The sequence below is a fragment of the Solwaraspora sp. WMMD792 genome (assembly GCF_029626105.1).
Lineage (GTDB): Bacteria > Actinomycetota > Actinomycetes > Mycobacteriales > Micromonosporaceae > Micromonospora_E.
Genome location: NZ_JARUBH010000009.1, coordinates 5,360,372 through 5,385,166, shown reverse-complemented (window position 1 = coordinate 5,385,166; position 24,795 = coordinate 5,360,372). Strand labels below are relative to the sequence as shown.

At 68.0% G+C, this 24,795-nt stretch carries 21 protein-coding genes and 1 pseudogene; 12 read left to right on the top strand and 10 right to left on the bottom strand.

Annotation, left to right across the window (positions count from 1 at the left end):
• The 4 genes from O7629_RS25120 to O7629_RS25105 are packed head-to-tail and all read right to left on the bottom strand — an operon-like array spanning position 1 to position 4,128.
• Positions 1 to 1,794, bottom strand: a complete 1,794-nt coding sequence (locus tag O7629_RS25120; RefSeq protein ID WP_278172218.1) for a hypothetical protein — start codon at positions 1,792 to 1,794, stop codon at positions 1 to 3.
• Positions 1,795 to 1,799: 5 nt separating this feature from the next.
• Entirely contained in the window at positions 1,800 to 2,762 is a 963-nt protein-coding gene (locus O7629_RS25115) for an AAA family ATPase (protein ID WP_278172217.1), read from the bottom strand.
• On the bottom strand, positions 2,759 to 3,664 hold the full coding sequence (locus O7629_RS25110) for a hypothetical protein (RefSeq protein ID WP_278172216.1): 906 nt from the start codon (positions 3,662 to 3,664) through the stop codon (positions 2,759 to 2,761). The genes O7629_RS25115 and O7629_RS25110 overlap by 4 nt, the downstream gene beginning before the upstream one ends.
• 32 nt (positions 3,665 to 3,696) lie before the next feature.
• Positions 3,697 to 4,128 (bottom strand): hypothetical protein, encoded by a 432-nt coding sequence (locus O7629_RS25105; protein WP_278172214.1) that lies wholly within the window; start codon positions 4,126 to 4,128, stop codon positions 3,697 to 3,699.
• Positions 4,129 to 4,404: 276 nt separating this feature from the next.
• Here O7629_RS25105 and O7629_RS25100 point away from each other — a divergent pair, with 276 nt between their 5' ends.
• Complete coding sequence (locus O7629_RS25100) at positions 4,405 to 4,785, top strand: hypothetical protein (RefSeq protein ID WP_278172213.1); 381 nt, start codon at positions 4,405 to 4,407, stop codon at positions 4,783 to 4,785.
• 693 nt (positions 4,786 to 5,478) lie between these two features.
• Positions 5,479 to 5,627: pseudogene (locus O7629_RS25095) on the top strand (IS3 family transposase); the annotation flags it as partial.
• Between the two features lie 122 nt (positions 5,628 to 5,749).
• Here O7629_RS25095 and O7629_RS25090 read toward each other — a convergent pair.
• The gene (locus O7629_RS25090; protein WP_278172211.1) at positions 5,750 to 6,490 is read right to left on the bottom strand and encodes an integrase core domain-containing protein; all 741 of its coding nucleotides are present in this window, start codon (positions 6,488 to 6,490) and stop codon (positions 5,750 to 5,752) included.
• A 146-nt stretch (positions 6,491 to 6,636) separates the two neighbouring features.
• Between O7629_RS25090 and O7629_RS25085 the strand changes: the two genes are divergently transcribed.
• Positions 6,637 to 7,212 (top strand): hypothetical protein, encoded by a 576-nt coding sequence (locus tag O7629_RS25085; RefSeq protein ID WP_278172210.1) that lies wholly within the window; start codon positions 6,637 to 6,639, stop codon positions 7,210 to 7,212.
• Between the two features lie 312 nt (positions 7,213 to 7,524).
• Here the strand turns inward: O7629_RS25085 and istB are convergent, their stop codons facing one another.
• Both istB and istA read right to left on the bottom strand, forming a co-directional pair.
• Complete coding sequence (gene istB / locus O7629_RS25080) at positions 7,525 to 8,316, bottom strand: IS21-like element helper ATPase IstB (protein WP_278172209.1); 792 nt, start codon at positions 8,314 to 8,316, stop codon at positions 7,525 to 7,527.
• A complete protein-coding gene (istA, locus tag O7629_RS25075; protein ID WP_278172208.1) occupies positions 8,316 to 9,821 on the bottom strand; it encodes an IS21 family transposase in 1,506 nt (501 codons plus the stop codon). Before istA ends, istB begins: the two co-directional genes overlap by 1 nt.
• A 198-nt stretch (positions 9,822 to 10,019) precedes the next feature.
• On the opposite strand from istA, the gene O7629_RS25070 reads away from it, so the two are divergent.
• Positions 10,020 to 10,289: an integrase core domain-containing protein gene (locus tag O7629_RS25070; protein WP_278172207.1), complete on the top strand. Its 270-nt coding sequence runs from the start codon at positions 10,020 to 10,022 to the stop codon at positions 10,287 to 10,289.
• A 32-nt stretch (positions 10,290 to 10,321) separates the two neighbouring features.
• Here the strand turns inward: O7629_RS25070 and fxsT are convergent, their stop codons facing one another.
• Entirely contained in the window at positions 10,322 to 14,725 is a 4,404-nt protein-coding gene (gene fxsT, locus O7629_RS25065) for an FxSxx-COOH system tetratricopeptide repeat protein (protein ID WP_278172206.1), read from the bottom strand.
• Between the two features lie 159 nt (positions 14,726 to 14,884).
• On the opposite strand from fxsT, the gene O7629_RS25060 reads away from it, so the two are divergent.
• Positions 14,885 to 15,037: a hypothetical protein gene (locus tag O7629_RS25060; RefSeq protein WP_278172205.1), complete on the top strand. Its 153-nt coding sequence runs from the start codon at positions 14,885 to 14,887 to the stop codon at positions 15,035 to 15,037.
• Positions 15,038 to 15,609: 572 nt separating this feature from the next.
• Here O7629_RS25060 and O7629_RS25055 read toward each other — a convergent pair.
• Together O7629_RS25055 and O7629_RS25050 are read right to left on the bottom strand one after the other, a co-directional pair.
• Positions 15,610 to 16,017: a hypothetical protein gene (locus O7629_RS25055; protein ID WP_278167531.1), complete on the bottom strand. Its 408-nt coding sequence runs from the start codon at positions 16,015 to 16,017 to the stop codon at positions 15,610 to 15,612.
• Positions 16,014 to 16,844, bottom strand: coding sequence for an IS5 family transposase (locus O7629_RS25050; protein WP_278167530.1), 831 nt, complete (start codon positions 16,842 to 16,844; stop codon positions 16,014 to 16,016). Before O7629_RS25050 ends, O7629_RS25055 begins: the two co-directional genes overlap by 4 nt.
• A gap of 246 nt (positions 16,845 to 17,090) precedes the next feature.
• On the opposite strand from O7629_RS25050, the gene O7629_RS25045 reads away from it, so the two are divergent.
• Genes O7629_RS25045 through cas1b form a run of 7 tightly spaced genes read left to right on the top strand, consistent with a single transcriptional unit; the run spans position 17,091 to position 24,793 of the window.
• Entirely contained in the window at positions 17,091 to 17,681 is a 591-nt protein-coding gene (locus O7629_RS25045; protein WP_278172204.1) for a CRISPR-associated endoribonuclease Cas6, read from the top strand.
• 49 nt (positions 17,682 to 17,730) lie between these two features.
• Positions 17,731 to 19,122 carry a hypothetical protein gene (locus O7629_RS25040; RefSeq protein ID WP_278172203.1) on the top strand — a complete coding sequence of 464 codons (1,392 nt, stop codon included), beginning with the start codon at positions 17,731 to 17,733 and terminating at the stop codon, positions 19,120 to 19,122.
• Entirely contained in the window at positions 19,119 to 20,162 is a 1,044-nt protein-coding gene (gene cas7i, locus O7629_RS25035) for a type I-B CRISPR-associated protein Cas7/Cst2/DevR (RefSeq protein WP_278172202.1), read from the top strand. Before O7629_RS25040 ends, cas7i begins: the two co-directional genes overlap by 4 nt.
• On the top strand, positions 20,138 to 20,815 hold the full coding sequence (gene cas5 / locus O7629_RS25030) for a CRISPR-associated protein Cas5 (protein WP_278172201.1): 678 nt from the start codon (positions 20,138 to 20,140) through the stop codon (positions 20,813 to 20,815). Before cas7i ends, cas5 begins: the two co-directional genes overlap by 25 nt.
• Positions 20,812 to 23,319, top strand: coding sequence for a CRISPR-associated helicase Cas3' (gene cas3, locus O7629_RS25025; RefSeq protein WP_278172200.1), 2,508 nt, complete (start codon positions 20,812 to 20,814; stop codon positions 23,317 to 23,319). Before cas5 ends, cas3 begins: the two co-directional genes overlap by 4 nt.
• The gene (locus O7629_RS25020; protein ID WP_278172199.1) at positions 23,319 to 23,813 is read left to right on the top strand and encodes a CRISPR-associated protein Cas4; all 495 of its coding nucleotides are present in this window, start codon (positions 23,319 to 23,321) and stop codon (positions 23,811 to 23,813) included. The genes cas3 and O7629_RS25020 overlap by 1 nt, the downstream gene beginning before the upstream one ends.
• The gene (gene cas1b, locus O7629_RS25015) at positions 23,813 to 24,793 is read left to right on the top strand and encodes a type I-B CRISPR-associated endonuclease Cas1b (protein WP_278172198.1); all 981 of its coding nucleotides are present in this window, start codon (positions 23,813 to 23,815) and stop codon (positions 24,791 to 24,793) included. The genes O7629_RS25020 and cas1b overlap by 1 nt, the downstream gene beginning before the upstream one ends.
• Positions 24,794 to 24,795 lie beyond the last annotated feature (2 nt).

The following is a 24,795-nucleotide window of genomic DNA, read 5'->3' as shown; positions in this document are numbered from 1 at the left end:
TCATCCGGCTGTCAGGGGTACGTCGTGTACATGGGTCACGGTGCCACCGAGCGCGAAGGCGAGGTCCGGGGTCAGGGCGGGGTACTGCTCGTCGACGGGCGCGATGACAGTGGTCGCCACTCGGTGCAGACCGGAGATCGTGCGCGCCGCTGTCAGAGCGTCCTCGACGCCCTGCCGGGCGACGCGGGTTGTTACGCGGCGTTTCGCGGTGGCTTCGAGGGGCACGTTTCCGCGGCCGTCGGTGACGAGCACGAGACGGGCCGAGCGGACCGGCGCCCAGCCGCGACGCATATGCCTGCGCAGTTCCTCAATGGCCAGTTCGATCGCGGCGGCGAGCGGCGACGCGCTACCAGGAGGACGCCGCAGCGACGTGATGATCCGCGGGTCGGCGATCGAGCGGGTTCGGTACCGTTCCGGACGTAGCTCGTCCCCGCTGCCGGTGTGGCCGAACTCGATGATGGACACGGTGGCGCCGTGGTCGTAGGCCCACCGCAGGTGTGGTGCCAGGCCGGGTGAGCTGTCCCAGTCGCGGCGGATGCTGTGGTCGAGGACAAGGACGAGTGCGTGTTGTGGGCTGTGCTTGCGTCGGTACCGTCGAAGGTCTGAAGCCGCCACAGTCGGGCGGCCGGAAGGTGCGCCGGAGTGTCGCGTCGTGGACCAGGTCCGCAGCAGGGAGTGCAGGAGTGTCGGCACGACGGCGAGGTCACGTAGGTCGGCGCTGCGTTCGTGGCCGATGATCGGGCCGGAAGCCCGCCGGGACGCGGTGTGGCCGGTGACTGCCCACCGCAGGGACCTCGGCTCGGGCAGCGCGTCCGGGCCGTCTTCGGGGCGCAGCGCGTGAAGGTCGGTGACGGTGAGGGGCGGCCTGGTTTCGGGGGTGGCTGTCTCGGCGCGGACGGCGTCCTCGATATCCGGGGTGGTGTGGTCAACGACTGGGTTGGTCGGTTTGGGTGGCGTCAGGTCGGCGAGCGGCGGTGGATCGTGCAGCGGTGTTGGGGCGGCGGGTGCGGGTGCGGGGTCAGCGGTGGCGGGTGCGATGCCGATCAGCGTGGCCGCGCGTGTGACATCGGCTGGTTCGACCGTCCTGTTGTTGCGGCGTTCCGCTACCGCCCGCGCGGTGCGGGCCAGCGCGAGGCTGCGGCGGATGCTGGGTTGTCCGGTGGTGTCAAGGCGCAGCAGGAGGTCAAGCGCGGATGGGGGCGTTGGCGGTCGGTGTCGGGAAGTGCGACTGGCTCGTCCGAGTAGCTCGGAGACGGTGACTTCGTCGGAGACCAGTGAACGCGGCACGGTGGTGCCGTTGACGCGGACCGGGAATCGGTCGAGCAGGTGTGGTGACAGCGTGGCGAGGTCACGGCCGGCGCACGCGGCGAGCCATCTGGCGCGGGCGGGCCGCCGGGCGCTCACGCCGGGACGTTCGATGTGGACCACGTCGGTACCCGTCGTCGCTACGATGGCCCGGGTTACCGAGGTGCCGCAACGGGCCAGGTCGGCGACGACCAGCAGTGGGCCGGCTCCGTCGGTCAGTGGACTTAGCAGTCCCGGCCTGGCGCCGATGGTGACTGTGCGTTCGGCGGTCATCGTCAGACCCCAGCCGGGCCACAGCTGTTCGTCGGTGGTGTCGGCGCCGACCATCACCGATGCGGGTGAACTGCCGTCGATGGCGTCGACGGCGCGGGCCAGTAACTCGGCGCACGGCGGCAACAGCCGTGGGTCGAGATCGACGAACAGGATGCCCCCGAGGTCGGGCTCGAGCGCAGCGCAACCGAGCAGGTCGACCAGGTCAGTTGGGGTCATAGCGGTCAGTCTCCGCTCACCGACGTCAGTACCCGTTCCAGCCGGTCGTCCTCGGCCTCTGCCCAGTCACGCAGGGTTCCGGCTTCGGTGCCAGGTCGACGGTGCATGATCGCGGCCTTCGCCGCTGGGCGTAGGTGCGCGACGCCGGCCCGGTCGTCACCGTTCAGCGCAGCCTGTGCCCGGGCCGCTTGCAGCATCACCTGCTCGCCGCGGTGGCCGACGAGGTGGAACTCCTCCGCGACGGCCGCGCACGCCTCGATGAGCTGGTCGTCGTTGCTGACATCCGGGTACCGTGACCGTGCCTGCCGCAACCGTTCCCGTAGCGTGTCGTCCTGCCGGCGCATGTCCCGCATGAACGTCGACTCCGGGTCGTGACGGTGTACGTCGAAGGCGAGCACGGCCTGCAGGATCTTCTTGCGGGTTTCGCGGTCGTTGTCGTCACGTACCGCGACGACGAGGCCGAAGCGGTCCAGTAGTTGGGGCCGCAGCGGGCCCTCGTCCGGGTTCATCGAACCGACCAGCGCGAAGTCGACGCTCTTGGGCGCCTGCTGGGCATGATCACGTTGGACGGTGAGGATACCGGTGGCAGCGGTGTCGAGGATGATGTTGACGATGTGGTCCTCAAGGAGATTCACCTCGTCGACGTAGAGAAGCCCGAGCCGGTCGGCCTGCTCCAGTAGTCCTTCACGCCACGGGTCAGCGTCTTTCTGATCGCCCAGAAGCGCGCCGACATCCCAACCGCCCAGGACCCGGTCGTCCGTGGCGCCCAGCGGAAGGGTCACCGGCAGATCCTGGTGCAGCATCATCGCGAACGCTCTGATGGTGGTGGACTTGGCGGTGCCGCGTTGGCCGGTCGCCAGGACGCCCAGCCCGGCGATGTGACCTATTTCGAGCGCGTGACGCAACTCCGCCTGACCGACGACCGCGGAGTACGGCAGGACGGTGATCCGGTGGACGTCTTGGGTCATGTGTTGCCTCCTGCGCTCATATCTCCGGGCAGCTCGACGGTGGCGTAGTTGAACGGGTGTGGGATGCTCTGCCGCCACAGGTCACACAGCTGCTGGTTGGTCGTCCGTTCGGCCGCCGAGGTCTCCGGCCGGGATAGCCCGAACGCTGCTGCGGGAGCGAGGTGGTGCAGGTCGAACGCGGCCTGGACGCTCTCGCTGTAGGCCAGGGCGGCCTGGATCGCGCCGAGGTAGGCAATGTGCGACACCGCCAGTGGCGCAGCCGCCAAGCAAAGCCACCGCCCGTCGTCAGCGAGCACCACCACCGACGCCAGCGCCGTCAGGAACACCGTCACGGCAAGGCGGACCATGGTGTCCAGCGTTGTCCGGCGGTCATCGACCACGGCCTTCGTCGTGGTGTCCAGCAACGGGTAGAGCCGGGGCCACGCCACAACCGCGTCCAGCCCGTAGTCACGCCCTGCCCGGTCCTCCATCGCCGCCAGGATGTTGCCCAGCCGGGTCGCCCGTACCAGATGGTCAGGCAAGGGGTACCGCATCCGGAGGCGCAGTCCTGTCGTGCCGGCCCGCCACAACTCGGCGGGGCCGGTGGACGTCGGTATCGCGGCAACCTCCAGCTTTCGTTTGCGGGCCAGTTGCCGATTCAGCCCCCAGGCTCCGCCGAGCCGGCGCGGCCACACACCCTCCAGCATCCGGATCAGACCGAGTTGAAACGGCGTGACCAGCACAGCGATCACCAGTACGAGCAGCACGACGAGGGCGACCTGCACCCCGGTGAGTTGCGACGCCGTCCGCCAGGCCCGCGTGAATGAGACGCCCCGGCCGTGGTCAGCCCACATCAGCAGAAGCAGGAACAGCGACGCCGCGTACGTGGTGAGATAGCTGACCAGGAAGAACCGCGAGGCCATGGCAGAAGGTGGCGCTGGCGCGGCAGGCAACGTCACAGCCGCACCGCCATCTGACCGTGAGTCGGGCAGGACGGCGTCCTGCGCTCATCATAGAAGCTCGCCAGGGACGTGGCCGTGCAGTCGGTATCCGTACAGCTGAAGGTGATCGCGCGGAACTCGGCTGGCAGACCCGGTAGCGTGGCGCTGTCGCCGGAACCCGGGTCGACACCCGATACCTGGTCGCCAGCGGTACCCGCCTCCCGGTCCGCGGTACGTCTGGTCGCGATACCGACATCGTGGCCGTCGATCCTGACCAGAATGCCGTCGACACCTGGCCGCTGCGCATACCTTTGGCGTAGCCGCCGGCGTAGTCCGGACCGGTTCTCGTCGGCTGCCACATCCAGGACGTCGTCATGGTCGGTGGCGTGTGGGTCGAGGAGGCCTTTGAACTGCTCGCGCCAAACGTCCCTGTCGTCGTCCGTCACCAAACCTCCGTTCATTCAGGAACCCGTCGCCGCAATTGTCACCCACGATGCCCCGGACGGTCAGCCACCTCATTGGAGGATGCCACACGGCCCATTCGTCGAGCGCCATGCCGGATCTTCCGCCTCAGCCGCCTCGGCGAGCCATCGACCAGGCCGACACGCAGAAGGCTCCGACGCGGCCCGAGCGGTTCATGGCAACCTGGCCTGCCGGCCAACCCGACACCGCCGCTGTGACCGCCACTACCCGACTCATCGACGGTCGCCTACGGTGGACAGATGAGCGTGCCGGAACTTGCCCTGTGGGGGCTTGCGGGCGGCTTCGTCGTGGAAGCGCTCAATCTGGTGGCCTCGATCCGCAAGCATCAGGTGTGGCCGTGGCACGCCCCTGGTGAGCTCGGCCTTGGGCTGTACCTCTGCTGCGTCTTCCTGCGTCTCCTGGTGGGCGCGATCGTAGCCGGTGCTCTGGGGGCGGACCAGCAGGTGACAGGGGCGGCCGGGGCATTCCTGATCGGCGTAAGCGCGCCACTGATCATCCGCAACGCCGTCCAGCAGGTCGGCGGCACGCATGAGGTTCCGCTGACGGACGCTACGGAGGAAGCCGTGACACTCTCATCCAGCGGCTCTGAGATCAATGCGGGGAATTCAGATGTCGCCTGACGCGGCACCCACCGACGGCCGGTCGACCACTGGGGCCGCCGCGAGCGACCCCAGCACCTCACCGCGACAGCCGCGAATCTTCTACCAGGGATCCGGAATTGCGGTCACGAGCGAGTACCTCGTATTGGCGGGCAGACGGTTCAGGATTGACGAGATCGACAGCATACGGACGGCTCGCGGCCGGTATGACCGATTGTGGATCAGCGTCGCCGCGCTTGCTGTTGCGCTCGGGGCGGCGAGCGTGTGGACATGGTCCAGTCTGAGCGCCGGTGTCGGCGGCGTCCTGGTTGCGTCTGCAGTCATGGTGGCCGTGCTGGCAGCTGCGCTGAGGCAGCGGAGGCCCAGGCTGTACGAGCTGTGGTGCCACCATCAAGGACTTCTTGTCTTGACCTTCACCACCGACGACGAGCGCCAGTTCGGCCAGGTCTGCCGAGCCCTCATGAGGGCAAGGGAGCATAGCCGGCTCAGTACCGATGATCGTGGTCGTGGGCCTGACCCGGTTTGACGGACATCCCAGCTCAGAGAGGCTGTGTGCTCCTCGGAAGGATGTTCATCATGGAAGGCATGGGCAAGAAACCACGCCGGCCGAGCAGAGCGTTCACGCCGGAGTTCAAGGCGGAGATCGTCGAGGTGTGCCGGCGGGGTGACCGGACAATCGTGCAGGTCGCGAGGGACTTCGACCTGACCGAGACCGCGGTCCGTGAGTGGGTAGGCAGGCCGACGTCGACGCCGGCACCCGGGCGGGCGGGTTGACCAGCGACGAGCGTGACGAGTTGGCGCGGCTGCGGCAGGAGAACCGCAGGCTCCGCGAGGACGTCGACATCCTCAAACGGGCCACGGCTCCACCCGTTTGCGGCCCTGTACCGTTCGGAAACTCGATCGTGGCACGTGAAGTGCGGTTTTGTGGTGTGGAGCCTGGCCGACCTGGGTCGGAGTTGACGCCCGTTGGGTGGCTCGGTTTCGGCTACGCGGCCTGCTCGTACTCGTTGATCAGCCCGTGGACGACCTTCCTGCGCCGCACTCGGACGGTACCCAAATCGGTCACTGGGGCTGGGACCGTGTCCTGGTCAGGTGGGCGTTGCCGGCGGCCCTGATGTGGCCGATGCCCGTTGTAGTGCGTGAGGTATTCGCCGAGCACGGCGAGCAGATGTCGGATGTTGTAGGTCAAGGTCCCGTCGAGGCACTCTCGCCGAACGGTGCGTACCCGGCGTTCCGCGAACGCGTTCGCTCGGGGTGCTTGGGGTGGCGTTCGGAGCACCTCGACACCGGCGGCGTGGAACACGGTGTCGAACGCTGCGGTGTACTTGGCGTCCCGGTCCCGGATCAGGAACCGGAACTGGTTCGCACGATCGTCCAGGTCCATCATGAGGTTGCGGGCCTGCTGCGCCACCCACTCACCGGTCGGGTTCGTCGTGGCGCCCAGCAGGTGTACTCGCCGGGTCGCGATCTCCATGAGGAACAGGACGTAGACGCGGGTCAGTCCGATGGTGTCGACGTGTAGAAAGTCGCAGGACAGGATGCCTTTGGCCTGGGTGGTGAGGAACTCGGTCCAGGTCGGTCCCGCCCGTCGTGGAGCCGGACCGGCACCGGCTTTGGTCAGGATCGCCCAGATCGTGCTGGCCGCGAGCCGGTAGCCCAGGCCGGTCATCTCGCCCTGGATGCGTCGGCATCCCCAGGTGGGGTTGTCCCGGGCCAGCCGCAGCACCAGTTGGCGCTGTGGATGCCGAAAACCCCATCCACCCTGGTCACAGCCATCTGATCACCGGGCCTTGGAGCGGCCGGTTCCCGGCGCGGATCCGGCAGACAGGGTCACGACAGTGGTCAACGTCGCGTGCTGCGCGACGATAGGGTGTGCTGTTTCGACTGGCGTACCTCGGCGTGGCCAACACCCTGGCCCTGCTACGGCTGCTGCCGATGAGCGACCGCGACAAGGACGCCGAAATCCTCGCCTTGCGGCACCAGATCATGGTGCTCGAGCGGCACCTGCACGGCGACCGAGTCCGGTTCACGCGACCCGACCGGGCATGGATGGCCGCCCTGCTGCACCCGTTACCGCGCACCGCACTGAACCGTCTGCGGTTGCTGGTCCGCCCGGACACGGTGCTGCGCTGGCACCGGGATCTGATCGTCCGTCGGCACGCCCGCCGTTCCCGGCCCCACCGGGCCGGGCGTCCCCGAACCGTCCGGTCGATCCGCCGGCTGGTCCTGCGCCTGGCCCGCGAGAACCCGGCATGGGGCTACCGCAGGATCCACGGCGAACTCCTCGTCCTGGGCCTCAAGGTCGCCGCCTCCACGGTCTGGGAGATCCTCAAGGACGCCGGTGTCGAGCCGGCGCCCGAGCGCGCCAGCAGCACGTGGGTGGCGTTCCTACGGTCCCAGGCCCACGCCCCATCACCGCTGCGGACTTCTTCGAAACGACTACACTGACCGGCGCCAAGCTCTACGTCCTGGCCGTCATCGACCACGCCACCCGCCGCATCCGCATCCGCATCCTCGGCGTCACCGCCCATCCGACCGCAGCCTGGGTGGCACAGACCGCCCGCAATCTGGTCATGGACCTCGAAGACGCGGGCTGCCAGGTCAAATACATGATCCGCTACCGGGACGGTAAGTACCCGGCCCTGTTTGTCAACGGTCTTCCTGACCTCCCCGTAGGCGGCCGGCATTTGTCCCCGCTGGCGGCCAGGGGTTTCTCCCCAACGGTGGCCAGATAGTTCCCCGCCGTTGGTTGTTCGGGTGTCAGTTCAAGGGCTTCACTCCCTGTCCGGTGGTTGCCTGGTTGAGTCGGAAGCTGTCACCCTGCGTGACGATGATGTGGGCGTGGTGCAGGAGCCGGTCGACCGTGGCGGTGGCGAGGGTCTTGGGCATGATCTCCTCGAAGCCGGAGGGGTGCAGGTTGGAGCTGACGGCGAGGCTGCGGCGTTCGTAGGCGGCGTCGACGAGGCGGTAGAACCCTTCGGCGGCGTCCGGTGAGACCGGTAGCAGGCCGATGTCGTCGACGATGATCAGGTCGCAGCGGATGAGCCGGGTCATCGCCCGGTTGACGGTGTCGTCGACGCGGTGGCGGCGCACGAGGGCGCCGAGGTCTTCGATGGTGAACCAGGCCACGGTCATTCCGGCTTCGACGGCGGCTTGGCCGAGGGCTTCGCAGAAGTGGCTCTTGCCGGTGCCGGATGGTCCGCAGATGGACAGGTTCTCTTTGCGTTGTACCCATTCCAGGGTCTTGAGCGCGTCCTGTGTGGGGCGTGGGATTGACGAGGCGGTGTCGTCCCAGTCGCCGAAGGTCTTGCCGGCGGGGAAAGCGGCGCGTTTGCGGCGGGTGCGCAGGTTCGCGGCGTCGCGGCCGGCGGCTTCCTCGGCGAGGAGGACCCGGATGACTTCGGCGGGGTCCCAGCGTTGGGCTTTGGCGGTCGGGACCAGGTCGGCCATCGCTTTGCGGATGTGGGGCAGTTTCAGTCGGCGGGTCAGCTCGATCGCCTCGGTGAGGGGGTCACCGGCGGGGCCGGTGATGGTGCGGATCGGGGCGGCCATCAGGGGTTGCTCCTGTCGTCGGTGGTGCCGAAGCGGGCCCACGCGGAGGTGCCCGGTTGCAGGCTGTGGGCCTCGCTGGCGCGGGTGGCCTCGCCGGCGGTGCCGGCGGCCTGGTGGGCGAGGATGCGGATGAGGTCGTTGTCGGCGAACCGGCCGGCGATCGCGGCGGTGCCCAACGCCTGGTCCACGCGGTCGGCGCCGTGCAGCTTGGCCAGGGCGCAGGCGTCGGCCATCTTGCGGCGCACTCTTCGGGTTCCGGCTGCGGCGGCCTCGACGAGCCACGCGGCGGCTCCCGGGCCGAGGGCCAGGAACGCGGCTTCCTCGGCCGTGTGGGCCTTCGGTGTTCGGTCGCCGTCACGGCTGGCCCTGGTCGGGTAGTGGGCGTCGATGATCGACGGGCTGCCGGGGGTGGAGCGTGGATGTCGGGCGACCTCGGTCGGACCGTCGTCGTCGACCGCGGTGACGATCAGCTCGTCACCGTGGAAGCGGGCCCAGACCCGGGTGTCGACAAGGGTGTGGGGCACCGAGTAACGCACGCCCTCGACGGAGATGGTGCAGTCCCAGTTGACCCGGCGGGTGGTGCCGAACGCGACGGTGAACGGCTTGCCCGGCAACGGGTGCAGCCGGGTCTGTTCCTCGGCGAGGGCCTCGACCGGGCGGCGGCGGGTCTCGCGGTGCACCCGGGCGTTCACCTCCTCGGTGAACAGGCGGCAGGCCGCCTCAAGCTCGGAGAACTTGCGGTACTCGGGCAGCAGGTTCGCATCCGTGGGCACCAGGTCCGCCTTGGCGATCTTCACGGTGTTCTCCGAACCGCCCTTGGACTGCGGGTCGGCCGGCATACAGGTGCGGATCGTCATCCCGTAGTGGCGGGCCACCGCCACGATCTCCGGGTTGCGCACCGCGATGTCCGCGACATGCTCGACGGTGATCGTCTTCTCGTTGTCGGTCAACGCGTACGCCGGCACCCCACCCAACCGGCGTAACGTGCTGTCCAGACAGGACACGATCGTCGGCAGGGTCTTGTCGACCGTCGGAATCACCACCCGGAACCTCGACCAGGCCAGCCACGCGCACCACAACGACGTACGTCGTCCACCGACACGCGGCCCCTCACCCCAGTCGAACTGCAGCCACAGCCCCGGCTCCGGGATCCACGGCCGGAACACCCGCCGCTGCCCGGCGGCGAAACGGGCCTTGACCTGCGCGACCGCCCGCCGCGTGGTGCGCTCACCACCGCCGAAGCCCATCCCGGTGATCCGCCTGTGCACCACGTCCGCGCGGACCCGCCCACCCGAACGCGCTACCAGTTCCTCGATCTTGCCCATGTACTCATCGATCGGCCGGGCCCGGTGCGCCCGCGCCTCGGGACTCTGCCCGGACTCCCGCAACTGCACGTAACGGGCAACGGTGTGATGGTCACACCCCGCCAACTCAGCCGCCGCACGGTAACTGCCCGTGAGGTCGTATGCCTCCAAGATTTCCACGATCTCCCTGCCGCTCTTCACGCCGTCGACCCTCGCCGACCGGCACTCTGACCTGGTCAGCGGGGAGGTATCTGGCCATCCACGGGGAGATCCCTGGCCACCAACGGGGCGATAAATGACCGCCTACGGGGAGTATTCACTGGCCGCCGACACCTGTTCGACACGATCCTCACCGACGCCGGCATTGCGGTGGTACGCACCGGCGTCCGGATACCCCGAATGAACGCGATCATGGAGCGCTGGATACGGACCTGCCGGCGCGAACTCCTCGACCGGACCCTGATCCTCAACCAGCGACGCCTACAACACGCGCTCCGCGAGTACGAGAACTTCTACAACGAACATCGCCCTCATCAGGGCATCACCAACGCCCGACCACTCGCCCCGCTACCCGAACCGATCACCGATCCGGACCGGATCGCCCGCCTGAACATCCACCGGCATGACCGCCTCGGCAGCATCCTCCACGAGTACGAACATGCCGCCTGACCTGCACGGATGACATTTCGGCAGGCACAGGGTTAACCCCACTCCAGCGGTGCAGTAGAGCCGGCGTCAACCACCTGGGCAAGCCATTCGGCGAGGTCCAGGATGGGCGGTGCATCCTCGGCTGTCTTCCGTACCGTCTCGGCGACCTGCTCGACGAGTTCAGGGAACGTGAGGAGCGCGTCGGCCGCCGGGCTGCCACCCAGTCTTCGTAGGGTCAGTCCGAGCCCGACCAGCGCGGTACGGTGTCGGCCATCGACCTGAGCGATAGCCTCCAGGTATGCGTGCTGTGCCTGCTGCAGGTCTCCTGCTACCAGGTAGACGTCACCGGCTGTCGCGTCCGGCACCACGTCGGGCACGCTGACCGGATCGTTGCGTTGCTTGTGGAACCGCTCGGGTCGGGCGAGTCGCCAGCGCGTCAGGGTGGCTCGGGCGTCAAGCGCTGGAACCGCGGCCCGTGGGCGTAACTGTGGTTCGTAGGGTACGGGTTCCGACTCGCTCCGCGTCGCGACCCAGCGTTCAGCGAGGTCATGCACAAGATCGTTAGGGGCACGGAGATGATGTGCACGCCAGCCGGCCCAGTGGTCTGCCGCCGTCAGACGGACTGTTTCTGCGACGCTGGTTGGCACCACATGCCCGATTTCGTCCAAGACCTCGCTCAGGGCGCTCACCATCTTCCGCCCGTGAGCGGTGAGGTGCACGTCGTCGCGGATCTGGTGCAGTGCTCGTGCGACCTGTTGCTGCCAGAGGCCGCACTCGAAGATGGCCCGGTCCCGGTATGGCCGGGACTGGTGTTGGTGGTGGTGATGCCAGAACCGGGCCACTGCCGTGAACGCATACGCGCCATTTAGCATGCCACCGAGCGGTCGCGGATCGTCGCGCCAAGGCGCGTAGTAGCGGGGGTCGTCGTGGTGCTCGAACAAGGAGACCAGATTGTGCAACGCGCCGAACTTGAAATGCTGTAGTTCGTGGATGAGCGTGCCGGCGAACGAGACTGGGTCGTCGGGCGGCGAGGTGGCGATGTATCCGAAGGCGGCTGAGGAGCTTGCGCTCGCTGGCCGGAGCAGAGGTGCCGCGGGCAGTGGGACCAGGCAGCTTAGGTACTCCAGGAGCGCATCATGTTCATCGGTGTCGTACTCCCGGATCACCTGTGTGGATTCGTAGAGCAAGAGAGCCCACTTGTTGGCGTCCGTCGGAACGTTGGAGACCGATCGGCCCTGCTGACGTTGCAGGTACCGGTCGATGGGGTCCAACACCACAGTAGGACTGATGTTGCGGATCGCGACCCAGCCTGGCCCGTCCCCCCTCAGATACAGGGGGAGCGTTACGACGCGTCCTTCGAACGTTACGGTGGTGTTCAACCCGGACCGTCGTATCCGCGCCAGTCCGGTCGCGCCGCTACCGAACATGGCTGCGCCTAAAGTAGGCAGCGCGGCTATCCCATCCCAGACCGGGATATGAAGATCGAAGTCGATGTACGAGTTGATGCCAACGGCGGCCGCGACAGCCTGCAGGTGCCCTAGGACGACCCAGTCCGGGAGGCCAGCTTCCCGCCCGTCGTCAGCCTGCTGGAGCGTGTACCTCAGCCAGGCTCCGACCTGAGGACTCATGATCACGCGATCTGCGGAGAGGGGCGTCGACTGACGTGCTTCGTCCATGAGTGCTACGGCCCCGTCCGTCTCTGTGGATGAAGCCCTGCCCTCGACGATGTCGATTACGGCTACCAAAAGCAGTAATCGCTGGCTTTTCTGCTTCAAAGCAGTCTCGACAATTGCCCACCGCTGGCCACGCCCACGCACGAGTTGATCGCGTGCATCACGGCTCAGGGAGTGGCTGACAAGTGGTCTACTCCGTTCAGCCGCATGCCTGATGCTGCGATTAACACGCCAGGTAATCGGACCGGACCCGTCGCTAAGACCTCCTCCACCCGCATGGTAGCCCGAGACACTGGGACCCTGCAGTCGCTTGAGGATCTGCACAATAGACGACTCCACCGTCGCCGGATCCAGGCGACGCAGATCGCTCAGCGACAGCGAGGCCACATCCAGGACTCCGGTGTCGATCCCGGGCGGCACTTCCTCGGTTTCGTCGGCCGCGACGACAGGGATACTCCCGACAGGAGTCTCGCCCGAGCGGTAGACCGGTTGGCCTCGCAGCCTGCGGGCGGTCTCCGCAGTGTCCTGATGGTCCTCGCCCAGCACTCTGATCCGCCTCTCCAGCACCGATCGATAGACCGACAGTGCCTCGGTCCGACGGCCTAGATCTCGCAGAACGTCGGCTCGGTTGGACTCGGACACCAGGGTATCCGGATGGTCTGGTCCTAGTACCTCCCGTCGCAGCTGCACCAACCGCTCGTTCCACTGCAGCGCGCTGTCTGTCTCACCAAGGCCTCGTAGGTCGACCGCGAGGTTGCTCATGGAGGTCAGTGTGTCGGGATGGCGTTCACCAAGGACCGCCCGTCGTCGATCGAGCACTTCCTGGTTCATGTCTCGGGCAGCGGTGTGGCGGCCCATCCGATGGAGCACCACGGCGAGGTTACTCATTGATGTCAAAGTGTCGGGATGGTCCTCGCCGAGAACTCGTCGCCGGCGGTGGTGAACGTCCTGGTTGAGCTCGAAGGCCGCCGAGAAGTCGCGGAGCGCGCTCAGGTCGGCGGCCAGGCTGGCTGCCGACTGCAGCGTATTGGGATCATCCGCTCCACGCCGCTCCCGCTGCAAGCGGTAGTTCTCCTCGTCGAGCGCCCGCGCGAGATCGTGTCGTCCATAGTCACGGTGCGCCAGCGCCAGCAGGTGAGCCGCGGAGATGGTGTGCGGATCGTCGCGGCCAAGTTCCCTGTCCCATCGCTGGAACCAACCCTCCAGCAGCGCGGGAGCCGTTCGCATGTCACGCCGGATGAGCAGGTACCAGCCCGCGTCACAGGCCAGGTCGAGTAGCTGCGGCGTTGGTTCACGATGATCGAGGACGGCGAGGACGTGTGGCAGCAAAGTGGCCCAGTCCCGCCAGGTGACCGGCTCACCCGGATCCCCCGGATGCGCCGCGACCACAAGGGCCTCCGCGTACCGCTGGTAGGTGACGAACTCGGCGACCGACAGCAGGCTGCGGAGCAGATCCTGGACCAGACGGTGCGCTTGGAGCCGATGGTCGACTCGCTCGACGAGGCCATGCTCGACCAGCTGAGCCAAAGCACTAGGCAGGTCCGGCTTAGTGGCAGCCGCCCGCCGCACCGCGTCGAGGTCCGGTGGTGCGCCTTGGACCGGCACCACCGAGGCCGCCCGCTCCAGCAAAGCGACGGGTATCGGTTCCGGGCTGAGAAAGGCGACGATGCGGAGCAGCCCGAGGGCCGACTGGTTCTCCTTGCTGAGCCTCTTGGCCGTGAGTAGCACCGCTCGTGCGAAGGAGTCGGCGTAACCAGGCGCCAGGCCCTGATCAAGGATGCGTTCCGGCTGAGAAGAGAGCTCATCCAGATAGTCGGCGGCCGACATACTGGTCCGCCGGAGGAACGTGGCCGCCTGCGCTAGCGCGAGCGGCAGGTTGCCGAGCGCGGCGGCCAGCGCCAGCCTGTCTTCCTGATCGAGCGCCGGGTGGTAGGAGCCGAGAACCTCGGCTGCCTGCCGTCCCTCCATGAGACTCACGTCAACGACGTCGGCGACTTCCTGGATCGCCGGGTTGCGGGAGGTGATGAGGACGTGCCCCCGGCCCCCGGGCAGCCACGGGCCAATCTTGTCGGCACTCGCCACATTGTCGAAGATCAGTAGCCAACCGCTTGCGGCACGCAGGTGCCGCATGACGAGCCGCACAGCCGCGCCGATGTCGGCACCAACATCGCTTCCGGCTTCCACCAGACCTAGATCGACTGTCAACTCGGCGAACTGGTCTCCGATGAGACTGTCCTGCTCTGCTCGAATCCACCACACCACCGAGTAGGAGTCCGCGAAACGATGAGCGTACTCCCTGGCGATCTGGGTCTTGCCGACTCCGCCCATGCCAGCTACGGCCTGCACGAGCACCGGTCCCCCGGCCTCCAATTTAGAACGTAGATCCTGCAGGACGTCGTCACGTCCGACGAAGCGGGGATTCCGCGCCGGCACATTCCATACGGCTGGAAGTGACCCGGGAGGCCGTGTCTGGGGCGGAGTCAGTAGGCCGTTAGTGCTGTTGCGTGCGCCGTTGAGCAGTCGTACCCACTTCTCCTGATCCGGTTGAATTCCGGCCCAATCGGACCAAAGCCGGATAACCGTCCAGAGTTGCTCCTCGTTTCGGGGCGCGCGCCGGAGCTTGAGCCACTCACTGACTCGCTTGCTGAGGTTTCGGAAGCGCTGGCCGGGCGCTCGGTCCAGCTGCCTGCGCGAGTACGACTGCGGGCGTGCTTGCCGGGCCGCCTCCTCCAAGGACTCAAGCTCGCTGAACAGGTCGGGTTCCAGGTGCCCCTGATCGTTCACCTGACCGTCCTCATCGAGTGCCGAGTTCCTGCCCGCCCGCTGCCCGCCGCCCGCTGGCGGGCAGCGGGCGACGCCGATGACGTCGCAGTTTACCTGGACGGGTGCCCGCCCTATCGGGACGACTTACGGGCACCGTGCCGAAAGAGCGATCCTCGTGTCATGCCCAAGCGTGTTGAGCTCGATGAGCAGACAAAGACCCGAACCGTCACCTGGAGATCGAAGAACAGGATCATCCTCGCGGTGCTCAGCGGCCTGGTCGCTGGAGCCGCGCGGGCCATTGCCGACTGGCTGCTGAAGCACCTGGCGAGCTGAGCTGATCGGCAGGGGCGTCATCGACATTTGATATCTTTCACGCGCCGTCGACACCGGGTTCTCGCCTGTTAACGGTCAGTTTATCCAGGCTTTGGCGCGGTATCGGTGATCACGAGGCGGTCGACCAATCGGTGAGCAGGACGCGTTGGCGGAGCAGGTCGAGGTTGGCCCGTGCGGGTGCCGACAACCCCGTCCGTCCTGGTCACGACTTTCTTGATCACTGAGCCTCGATCCACCGACGCGGTTCGTCCTGAGCTCGGAGGCCCGCTGAATAGGCCTCCAGATTGTGGATGTAGCGGTACCGACGGAAGTCACCCCTGGCGGACCGCGCCGACCGCCACCAAGTTGACTACCGATCCGGATCGATCCATGAGAGGACGTCTGATTCACATATTCTGTCGGTAATGCGGGTTTAGCCGTATCGCCAGGTTGGGGTCAAAACAGAATACCCTTCATGTTGTCGGGTGGGTGACAGTTTCCTAGTTCTGTCAGACGTAGGTTGTAGCGTTCCGCCGGTCTCAAGTTGAGAGAGCCGAGGAGGGCTGATGCGTCTGAGAGGGCAGTTCGGAAGATTACGTCCTTTTCGGGGCGAGAGTGAATACTCCGGGTTCGTCTTCGGTGAGGATCTGGCGGTTGACCATGCGTTTGAGCTTCGCGCGGGTGCCTTCGACGTGTTTCGGTGAGGGCTCGACGCCGAGCGCGATGCAGATGCCCTTCGCCCGCATGCCGGCGGGTGCGGTGGCGAGGACTTCCAGGATCTGCTGGTAGGGGGTGCTGGCGATCGTCGGGTCGTCGGCGGTGAACTCGGCGGCGGCGAGCGTGCGCAGGGTGGTGCGGGTGGTCGCCAGGGCGGCCAGTTCGCTGTCGACGCGGCCGAGTTCGGCGGTGAGTGTGACGATCTGCTCGCGGAGCCGGTCGGCTTGCTGGCCGGCGGTGGTTTCCCGGTGGGTGATCAGGTCGAGGACCGTGGTGAGGTTCACCGCTGCCGCCAGGTGGGTGTGCTGGTGCCGGTGAGTCGGCGGACCAGGTTCGCGGTGGACGCCCACCAGGTGCGTGACACGCTGGACTCCGGTCTGCTCTCGTACTCGCGGACGAGACGGCGGTGCAGCATCAGGGTGCCGAGGGTCTGTTCGACGATCCAGCGTCTGCGGACCGGTACGAACCCGGGTCGGGTGTCGGCGCGTTTGACGACCTCGACGTCGACACCCAGGACGGCGCCGTGCAGCGCCATGTCCTGTTTGAACCCGGCGTCGACCCACGCGCGGGTCACGGTGGGGGTGTGCGTGACGACCCGGTCGAGCAGCCGGATGCCGATGGCGTTGTCGGTGACCGACGCGGCGGTGACCACGACCGCGATGACCAGCCCCAACGCGTCCACGGCGAGGCCCCGTTTCCGCCCCGGTACCTTCTTGGCCGCGTCCTTGCCGGTCGTCGCGGCGGGCACATTGTTGGCCACGCGGATCGACTGGGTGTCCAGCACGACCGCGGTCGGGTCCTCGGTACGGCCGGCCTTCTCCCGTGCCTGGCAGCGCAGCAGGTCGTGGATGACCTGGTCGGTGCCGTCGTCACGCCACCGGGCGAAGTAGTAGTACGTGGCCGACTTCGGCGGCAGGTCGTGTGGCAGGTACGCCCACTGACAGCCGGTCCGGTTCTGGTAGAAGATCGCGTTCACGATCTCCCGCAGCTCGTAGCGGCCCTGGTGCCCGGACACCGACGGGTGGCGGGTCTTCCACGCCTGCAGGAACGGTCCGATCACCGCCCACTGTTCGTCGGTCAGGTCACTCGGATACGCCGCGCGTTCAACCATGATCGACCCAACGCGGTCACGTCCTCACTGGTTACGACCAACGTTCACATCCGCACGATCAGATCAACCCACAATGGACAAGACCTAGCGAACCGGCCTCTGAGGATCGAGGTGGTCACCTCGGCCACCGAGTTGCCTTGGCCGAGCGTGTTGGCGCCCGGCCGGAGTTTGGCGTACGACCTGTTGTCCCGTGTGGAGCGCGGGCTGGGTCAGCAGATTCACGAGAACGGTTGGGGTCAGCATCGGATGGCGCCGTTCGGCTTCGGTGCCCCGCTCTTCCCTGGCGCACCCCGTGCCCGGGGTAAGTACGCGGCCGGTGGGCGGGGCTTTGTCGAGTTCGGCAGCCCTGTGCCGGAGATTGTCGAGGCGTGGGCGGCTGGCCTGCGGCGACGCGAGTTGATCGACTGGGGCGGGGTGGCGTTTAGGATCGCCCGGGTTGTCCCTGTCGATCCGCCGGACTTCAGCGAGGGCGTCGCCCGGATGCGGACGTCGACGCCGGTGGTGATGAAGGGATCGGGTCGCGACGAGGGCGGTGAGCGGACCACCCGGCAGGCGTGGCTGTTGCCGACCGACGTCGAGTTTCCGGCGTACTTTGATCAGAATTTGCGGCGGAAGCTGGAGACGTTGGGCTTGGAGGCCAAGGTCGTGCTCGAAGGGCTGACCTGGGTTGGGGCGAAGCGCTCGTTCTCGGTGGGCAAGGGTCTTAAGCCGGGGGCGCCGGTCGAGGCTGAGCTACGCGGCGATCCGGAGGCTTTGCAGGCGATCTGGAGCTGGGGCCTCGGCCAGGCGAACTCGGCCGGGTTCGGCTGGGTGTCGGCGGACAGTCGGGCCGGGTGACCGGGCAGTGTCCAACGAGATTGCGCTGACTCCGCATCCGTTGCAGCGGGTGGGCGCGTACGCGCTTGCGGTCCTTGCCGGCGTGCCCGATCCGCAGCGGCTCAGCGACCACGGCTTCAATGACGCATCGAGGAGGATGACCGACGATGCGGTCCGGGCCGCGCTGGGTGGGGACACGAAGGTGCCGGCGGGTTTCTGGCTGAAGTGCAGCCTGTCTTTGTTCCCGAACTCGCCGATGAATCATCCGAGTAACGGCAAGAAGTCCGTCGGGGCCATCAGGGATGCTGTCGAGCGGTGGCGGGCTAAACCGGAGGAGCAGGGCTGGCCTGGGGTGCCGTGCGTGCTGTGTGGGCGCGACGCGGTGCGTTTCTTCGGCAAGCTGGACGTGCCGCTGGCCGAGAGCGACGCCTACCGGAACAACACGCCCCGTGGGCATGACGGGATGGCGTTGTGCTGGCCGTGTGTGTCCAGTTTCCGGGCTTTGCCGTACGGGTGTCAGCTCACTGGCGGCCCGTCTATCGCGGTGCACAGTTGGGACGAGCGGTTCCTCGCGTACAGCGTTCGGCGGCAGGTGCGGGGCAACCGGGCGTTGATCGACCTCGGGCGGGAGCCGCGTCAACCGCCGTCGCGTGAGGTGCTGGCGTTGCAGCGGCTGCGTGGATACGGGCAGCGGCTCGACGCTGGCGTTGAGTTGATCGTGTTCAGCAACAACAACCGGGGTCAGACGCTGGAGGCGTACGCCCTGGACCAGCCGTTGGCGGAGTGGCTGCGCTCGACGCTTACCGGTGGCCTGCGTCAGGGCAGTTTCTGGCCGCTGTTGAAGGCGCATCGCAGAAGCTCCCAGGCGGGCATCGTCAACCTGGCCCGCAACGTTTTCCGCAATCCGCAGCGGGTGGTCAGCACGTGTGGCCGTTATCTGGCGTCGGCGGCGGTCACCGGAAATCTCCGGCCGGATACCGGCGGGCTCGCGACTCTCTGTTACTCGTATTCGGCTGAGGTTCTCGATATGGATGATAGTGCGTTGAAGGAAATCCAGGGGACGGCGGCGCGGGTCGCCACCCTCCTGGCCGCGCAGGACAGCGCCGGCAAGGTCAGGGCTTTCCACGCGGATTTCAAGCAGCCGACGAGGCTGCGGAGTTGGCTGCGCAAACAAGCAGTGTGGTGGATGCTCCAGCCACCGGACACCGCTGATTCAAGCACTCCGCTGGTCACCACCCGTGGCTACGAGCTGTTGTTCGATCCGGACCTGGACAGCAAGGCGTGGTTCCACCGTGAGGTGTTCCTGATCGCCGTACTGGAGGAGCTGCACCGGCGGCGGTGGCGTCCGTCGGATGCGGCGGAGGTGGCAGCCGAGCTGGCCGAGGCCGATGACGATCCGGACCCGGTTGACCGCGGCTTCATGGACGGCAGTGACGACGAGGACGAGGAGGGTCAGAGGTGACGTATCTGGTGGGCAAGGTGGCGCTCGGCGTGGTCGCTGGGGCGCCCAACAACGGCCAGGGCGAGGACAATGTCGCCAAGGCCAAGGCGATGCGGGTCGGTCGGGATGTCTTTCCGTACGTGTCGGCTCAGGCGTTCCGCCGGTGGCTGCGTGAGTCGCTGCCGGCCGACGAACCCCGGTCGCCGGTGATCCGTTCTGGTAGCGGCAAGAAGCAGCAGGCGTACACGTCTGGTCGGCCGGACCGCTACCTCGACGACGACCTGTTCGGCTACATGGTGGCGGTGAAGAAGGAGGCCGGTGTGCCGTCCGGCACCTGTCAGCGGGACACGGTGTTGGCCACCGGCACGCTGGTCGCGGTGGCGCCACGGCAGCCGGTGTCCGACTTCGGCACGATGAGCCGTGGGTTCGCCGCCGGTGAGAACCCGGTTCTGCACGGGCACGAGTTCTACAGTGCCGAGTTGGCCGGTGACCTGCTGCTCGATGTCGCCCGGGTCGGCGTGTTCGAGACGGACGGGTCCGGGTTGAAGGTGGCGTTGACGGCGGCCGGTGCCAAGGAGGCGGAGGCCGGCGGTGCGGAGCGGACCGAGTTCCGGGACGCGCAGGCGCTGCGGTTGCCGTTGGCCGAGCGGCGACGGCGGGTGGCGCTGGTGCTGCGTACTCTCGCGGCGGTGCGCGGCGGCGCCAAGCAGTCGTTGCACTACGGCGACCGGGCTCCGGCGCTGGTGTTGCTGGCTCCGGTGAAGGGTGGGGTCAACCCGTTCACTCGGGTGTTGGCGTCGCAGGACCGGCAGACGGTGTTCCAGGTCGGTGTGTTCCGCGAGGAGTTGGACGCATGGGCGGACGAGCTGGACGGGCCGGTGCTGATCGGCTGGGCTCCGGGGTTCCTCGGCGAGCAGCGGGAACGGGTCCGTCGGGAGCTGGCCGACCTGATCGAGGCGGAACGGGTCCTGCTCGACCATCCCCGCACCTTGCTGAACAAGCTTGCCGAGGGGTTCGTGGGCGGTAGCCATGACGCGTGGTTCGAGGACGCGAAGCGCTGATGCCGGGTGAGCTGCGCGCACTGGAGGTGACGGTCACCGCGCCGGTGGTGTCGTTCCGTAATCCGCTGTACGCCGGGGTTCAGGTGGGTCTGCCGTGTCCGCCGCCGGCCACCGTCGGCGGGATGCTCGCCGCGGCGGCTGGCGGCTGGAACCGGGTCGATCCGGGGCTGCGGTTCGCCATGGCGTTTCGTTGCGGGGGCACCGGCGAGGATCTGGAGACGTACCACCCGCTGGACGCGTCCGGCCGCAAGGCGGAGCCGACGCCCCGGCTGCGGGCGTTCCTGGCCGATGCGGCGTTGACGGTGTGGCTGGTCGACGATGTCGACGGCTGGTGGGGTCGGCTGCGGCGGCCGGTGTGGCCGCTGCGGCTGGGCCGCAGTCAGGATCTGGTGGGGCTGCGGATGCGTCGGGTCACGCTGCGGTCCAGCGGCGGCCGGCAGGGCGCGGCCGTGGTGCCCGGATCAACTTCCGGGTACGGGCTGCGGCTTCGGCTGCCGACGGCGGTGTCGCTGGACCGGGCGCGCACCAGGTGGGACGACTACCGTTACGACGCTTCCGGTCGGGCCGGCGTGATCGACGCGGACTGGTCCGACGAGGACGGTCAGGCGGTGGCGTTGCTGCCCGCGCCGCATCCGTCGCTGGCGTCGCGGTGACCGGGGCGGTTCGGGCGGAAGCCGCGTTGAGCCGGGCGTTGGCGAAGAGCGCCCAACGTGGCCGTTCCGCCGAGTCGTTGACCGATCATCTGGCGGCGACGTTGACGGCGGCGGGGGAGCTGGCGGCGCGGGTGGGCCGGATCACAGTGGTGGAGGGGGCCGTCGGCAGGTCGTTCTGGCCGGCGGTGCGCTGGGCGGCGGTGAGTCACGACGCCGGGAAGGTCGCCGACGGCTTCCAGAAGATGATCACGGGACGGGCACCGACGTGGGGGCAGCGGCACGAGGTCCTGTCGTTGGGTTTTCTGCCGCTGCTGATCGACGACGAGGCGCTTCGCCGGTGGGTGGCGTTCGGCGTTCTCACCCACCACCGTGCGTTGGTGCCGTCGGCGGACGGCACCGGCAAACTGTCGATCGGCCAGTTGTACGGGCACGGCGGTCTGCCGTTAGCGGACTTCCGTGCCCGGATCGGCGCGGTCGACCCGGCGATCGTCGCCGAGCTGCACCGCTGGCTGGCAGCAACGGCGGCGACCGCCGGCCTGCCGGCCGCCGCCGGCCCGTCAGCAGCCGCCGGGCCACAGCTGCCCGACCTGGACGTGGTCGCGGCGGCGCATACCCTGCTCGACGAGACACTGCGGTACTGGGAGGAGCAAGGCTGGACCGGCGTCGACCACGATCTCACCGCGATCCTGCTGCAGGGCGCGGTGACGCTGGCCGACCATCTGTCGTCGGCGCATGGCACCCTGCACGGCGACCAGCCGATCGGGCCGGCGCTGGCGGCCCGGCTGGTCGGCGAATTCACCGCTGCCGGCCGTCAGCTGCACCGGCATCAGCGGCAGGCCGGGGACGTATCCGGGCATCTGTTGTTGCGGGCTCCGACCGGGACAGGCAAGACGGAAGCCAGCCTGTTGTGGGCTGCCGCCCAGGTCGCGGACCTGGCGGCGACGCTCGGCGGGGTGCCGCGGGTGTTCTACACGCTGCCGTACCTGGCGTCGATCAACGCGATGGCCCGGCGGCTCGGTGCGCTGCTCGGCGACGACGACCTGATCGGGGTGTCGCATTCGCGGGCCGCCTCCTACCACCTGGCGGCGGCCATCTGCGCCGAGGACGAGCCCACCGACGACATCCCCGACGGCATCCGCGACGACGAGCGGCGGGTGGCCGCTGCCCGTAAGGCGGTGTCACGGGCGGCGGCGACCCGGCTGTTCCGGGAAACGGTGCGGGTGTCCACGCCCTACCAGTTGCTGCGCGGCGCGTTGGCCGGCCCGGTCCACGCCGGCATCGTGCTCGACTCGGCCAACTCGGTGTTCATCCTGGACGAGCTGCACGCCTACGAACCGGTCCGGTTGGGCTACATCCTCGCGACGGCGCAACTGTGGGAGCGCCTCGGCGGGCGGGTCGCCGTACTGTCGGCGACGTTGCCGACAGCGTTGGCCGAGCTGTTCGGCGCGGCGATGCGGGCACCGGTGCACCAAGTGTCGGCCGAGCCGGGCTGTGTGCCGCAGCGGCACCGAATCGGGGTCCGGGACCACACGTTGACCAGCCCGGACGCGGTCGACGAGATGCGGGACCGGCTCGTCGCCGGTGAGGCGGTGCTGGTGGTGGCGAACAACGTCGCCCAGGCCCAGCAGCTGTACGACGAGTTGTCGTCGGATGCCCACCGCCGTCACGAGGGCGACGGAGTGGCCGACGCGGCGATCCTGCTGCATTCACGGTTCAAACGGGGCGACCGATCCCGCATCGAACGGCGGATCATCAACCGGTACGGCACCCGCGCCGCCACGGCCGCCGGGCGACGCCGGGGCGGGCTGGTCGTGGCTACCCAGGTCGTCGAGGTGTCGCTCGACGTCGATTTCGATGTGCTGTTCACCTCCGCCGCGCCGCTGGAAGCACTGCTGCAACGCTTCGGCCGGGTCAACCGGCTGGGTGCCCGCCCGCCGGCCGATGCGATCGTGCATCCGGCGGCGTACGGGCCGCGTCGCGCGGACCGGTCCGGGCGCGACTACGCCGACGGCGTCTACCCGCGCGAGCCGGTCGAGGCGGGCTGGCGGATCCTGTGCGACCACGACGGGCAGCCGGTCGACGAGATCCAGGCCGGCGGCTGGCTGGACGAGGTGTACGCGACCGCGTGGGGCCAGGCGTGGCGGGCCGACGTCGAACGGGAACGCCGACGCTTCCACGACGAGTTCCTGTCGTTCACCGAGCCGTACGCGGACCGGTCGCCGCTGGCGGACCGGTTCGACGAGCTGTTCGACGGCACCGAGGCGATCCTGCAGGAGGACCTCGGCGACTACGAGTCCGCGTTGCAGCTGGCCGACCATAAAGCGGCGGGCCGGCTGCTCGCCGACGACTTCCTCATCCCGATGCCGGCGTACGCGGCGCGGCTGGCCCGGCTCGACCGCAAGCTCGGGGTCCGCGTCGTCGACGGCGTCTACGACGACGAGTACGGCCTGACGAAGGTCAACGCCGTCGAAGGCGAACGGTACCGGCTCGGTGAGGTGTTCTGATGCGACCCGAGGACATCGGCGGCGTACACATCAAGTACCTGCACCACTGCCGCCGGCAGCTCTGGCTGTATGCCTGCGGGGTGCGGCCGGAGCAGCTCAACGCGGCGGTGCAGCTAGGGGAGGCGGTCCACGACGTATCGTACCGACGCAACTCCCCAGTGGATCTCGGCGCGGCCGTGCTGGACTTCGTCGACGGCGAGCAGTGGGTGCACGAGGTGAAGTCGTCGTCGCGGTCGACGACCGCCGACGAGGCCCAGGTAGTGCACTACTGCTACCGGCTGCGGCAGGTCGGAGTGCCCGCGCGCGGCGCGGTGCTGCACTACCCGAAGACCAGAAGGACCAAGAAGATCGAGTACGACGACGCCGAAGCAGACCGCGCCGAACGCGACATCGCCGACGCGCTCGCGGTGACCGCCGCCCCCGAATCCCCGCCCCGCCTGGCCCGCACCCGCTGCCGGGGTTGCAGCTTCGTCGACTACTGCTGGAGCGACTGATGCCCGCCGCCACCCGCACCTACTGGCTGACCACCCCGTGCCGGATCCGCCGGCAGGACCAGTCGCTGGTGATCGAACGTGAGTCCGGTGACAAGGTGCACGTGCCAGTGACGGACGTACGGGACATCGTCGCCGTGCAGCCGGTGGACATCAACACGGCGGTCGCGTCGCTACTCAACCGGCACCGGGTCAGCGTGCACCTGCTCGGCCACTACGGCGACTACGTCGGCTCGCTGCTGACCAGCGAGACCAGCGTCTCCGGCGAGACGGTGCTGGCGCAGGCCCGACTGGTCACCGACCCGGCGGCCAGCTTAAAAGTCGCCCAGGACCTGGTGGTGGCGACCGCGTTCAACGTCCGCCGCGTGATCGACCGCGATCTACTGGCCGCACCGTACGCGACGCTGAAGGCATCGGCGGCGAAGGCGACCAGCGCCGCCCAGCTAATGGGCGCCGAAGGCACCTTCCGCCGCTCGGCGTGGGAGATGCTCGACACCCGGCTGCCCGACTGGCTGCAACTCGGCGGCCGGTCGCGACGGCCGCCGAGCAACGCCGGCAACGCCTTCATCAGCTACGTCAACGGCATCATCTACGCCCGGGTGCTGACCGCCGTCCGGTTGACGCCACTGCACAGCGGGCTGGCATTCCTGCATTCGACAATGGAGCGGCAGCGGCATTCGCTCGTGCTGGACCTGGCCGAGGTGTTCAAGCCATTGTTCGCCGAGCGGCTGCTGCTCCGCCTGGCCGGCCGCAACCAGCTCAAACCCGAACACTTCGACAGCGACGTCAACCAGGCGATGCTCAGCGAAACCGGCCGGCGCTTCGTCGTGCAGACCGTCCGTGACGAGCTGGGCACCACTGTGCAGCACCGCAGCCTCGGCCGGAAGGTCGCCTACGACGAACTGCTCTACCTGGAGGCGCTGCGACTGGCCCGGCACTGCCTGGAAGGTGAGCCGTACAAGCCGTTCCGGATCTGGTGGTGACC

Excerpts from the sequence above, each read along its gene's own strand:
- O7629_RS25120 (WP_278172218.1), bottom strand. The coding sequence starts at position 1,794 with ATGACCCCAACTGACCTGGTCGACCTGCTCGGTTGCGCTGCGCTCGAG.
- O7629_RS25115 (WP_278172217.1), bottom strand. The coding sequence starts at position 2,762 with ATGACCCAAGACGTCCACCGGATCACCGTCCTGCCGTACTCCGCGGTC.
- O7629_RS25110 (WP_278172216.1), bottom strand. The coding sequence starts at position 3,664 with ATGGCCTCGCGGTTCTTCCTGGTCAGCTATCTCACCACGTACGCGGCG.
- O7629_RS25100 (WP_278172213.1), top strand. The coding sequence starts at position 4,405 with ATGAGCGTGCCGGAACTTGCCCTGTGGGGGCTTGCGGGCGGCTTCGTC.
- istB (WP_278172209.1), bottom strand. The coding sequence starts at position 8,316 with ATGGCCGCCCCGATCCGCACCATCACCGGCCCCGCCGGTGACCCCCTC.
- O7629_RS25070 (WP_278172207.1), top strand. The coding sequence starts at position 10,020 with ATGAACGCGATCATGGAGCGCTGGATACGGACCTGCCGGCGCGAACTC.
- O7629_RS25060 (WP_278172205.1), top strand. The coding sequence starts at position 14,885 with ATGCCCAAGCGTGTTGAGCTCGATGAGCAGACAAAGACCCGAACCGTC.
- O7629_RS25050 (WP_278167530.1), bottom strand. The coding sequence starts at position 16,844 with ATGGTTGAACGCGCGGCGTATCCGAGTGACCTGACCGACGAACAGTGG.
- O7629_RS25045 (WP_278172204.1), top strand. The coding sequence starts at position 17,091 with ATGGCGCCGTTCGGCTTCGGTGCCCCGCTCTTCCCTGGCGCACCCCGT.
- O7629_RS25020 (WP_278172199.1), top strand. The coding sequence starts at position 23,319 with ATGCGACCCGAGGACATCGGCGGCGTACACATCAAGTACCTGCACCAC.
- cas1b (WP_278172198.1), top strand. The coding sequence starts at position 23,813 with ATGCCCGCCGCCACCCGCACCTACTGGCTGACCACCCCGTGCCGGATC.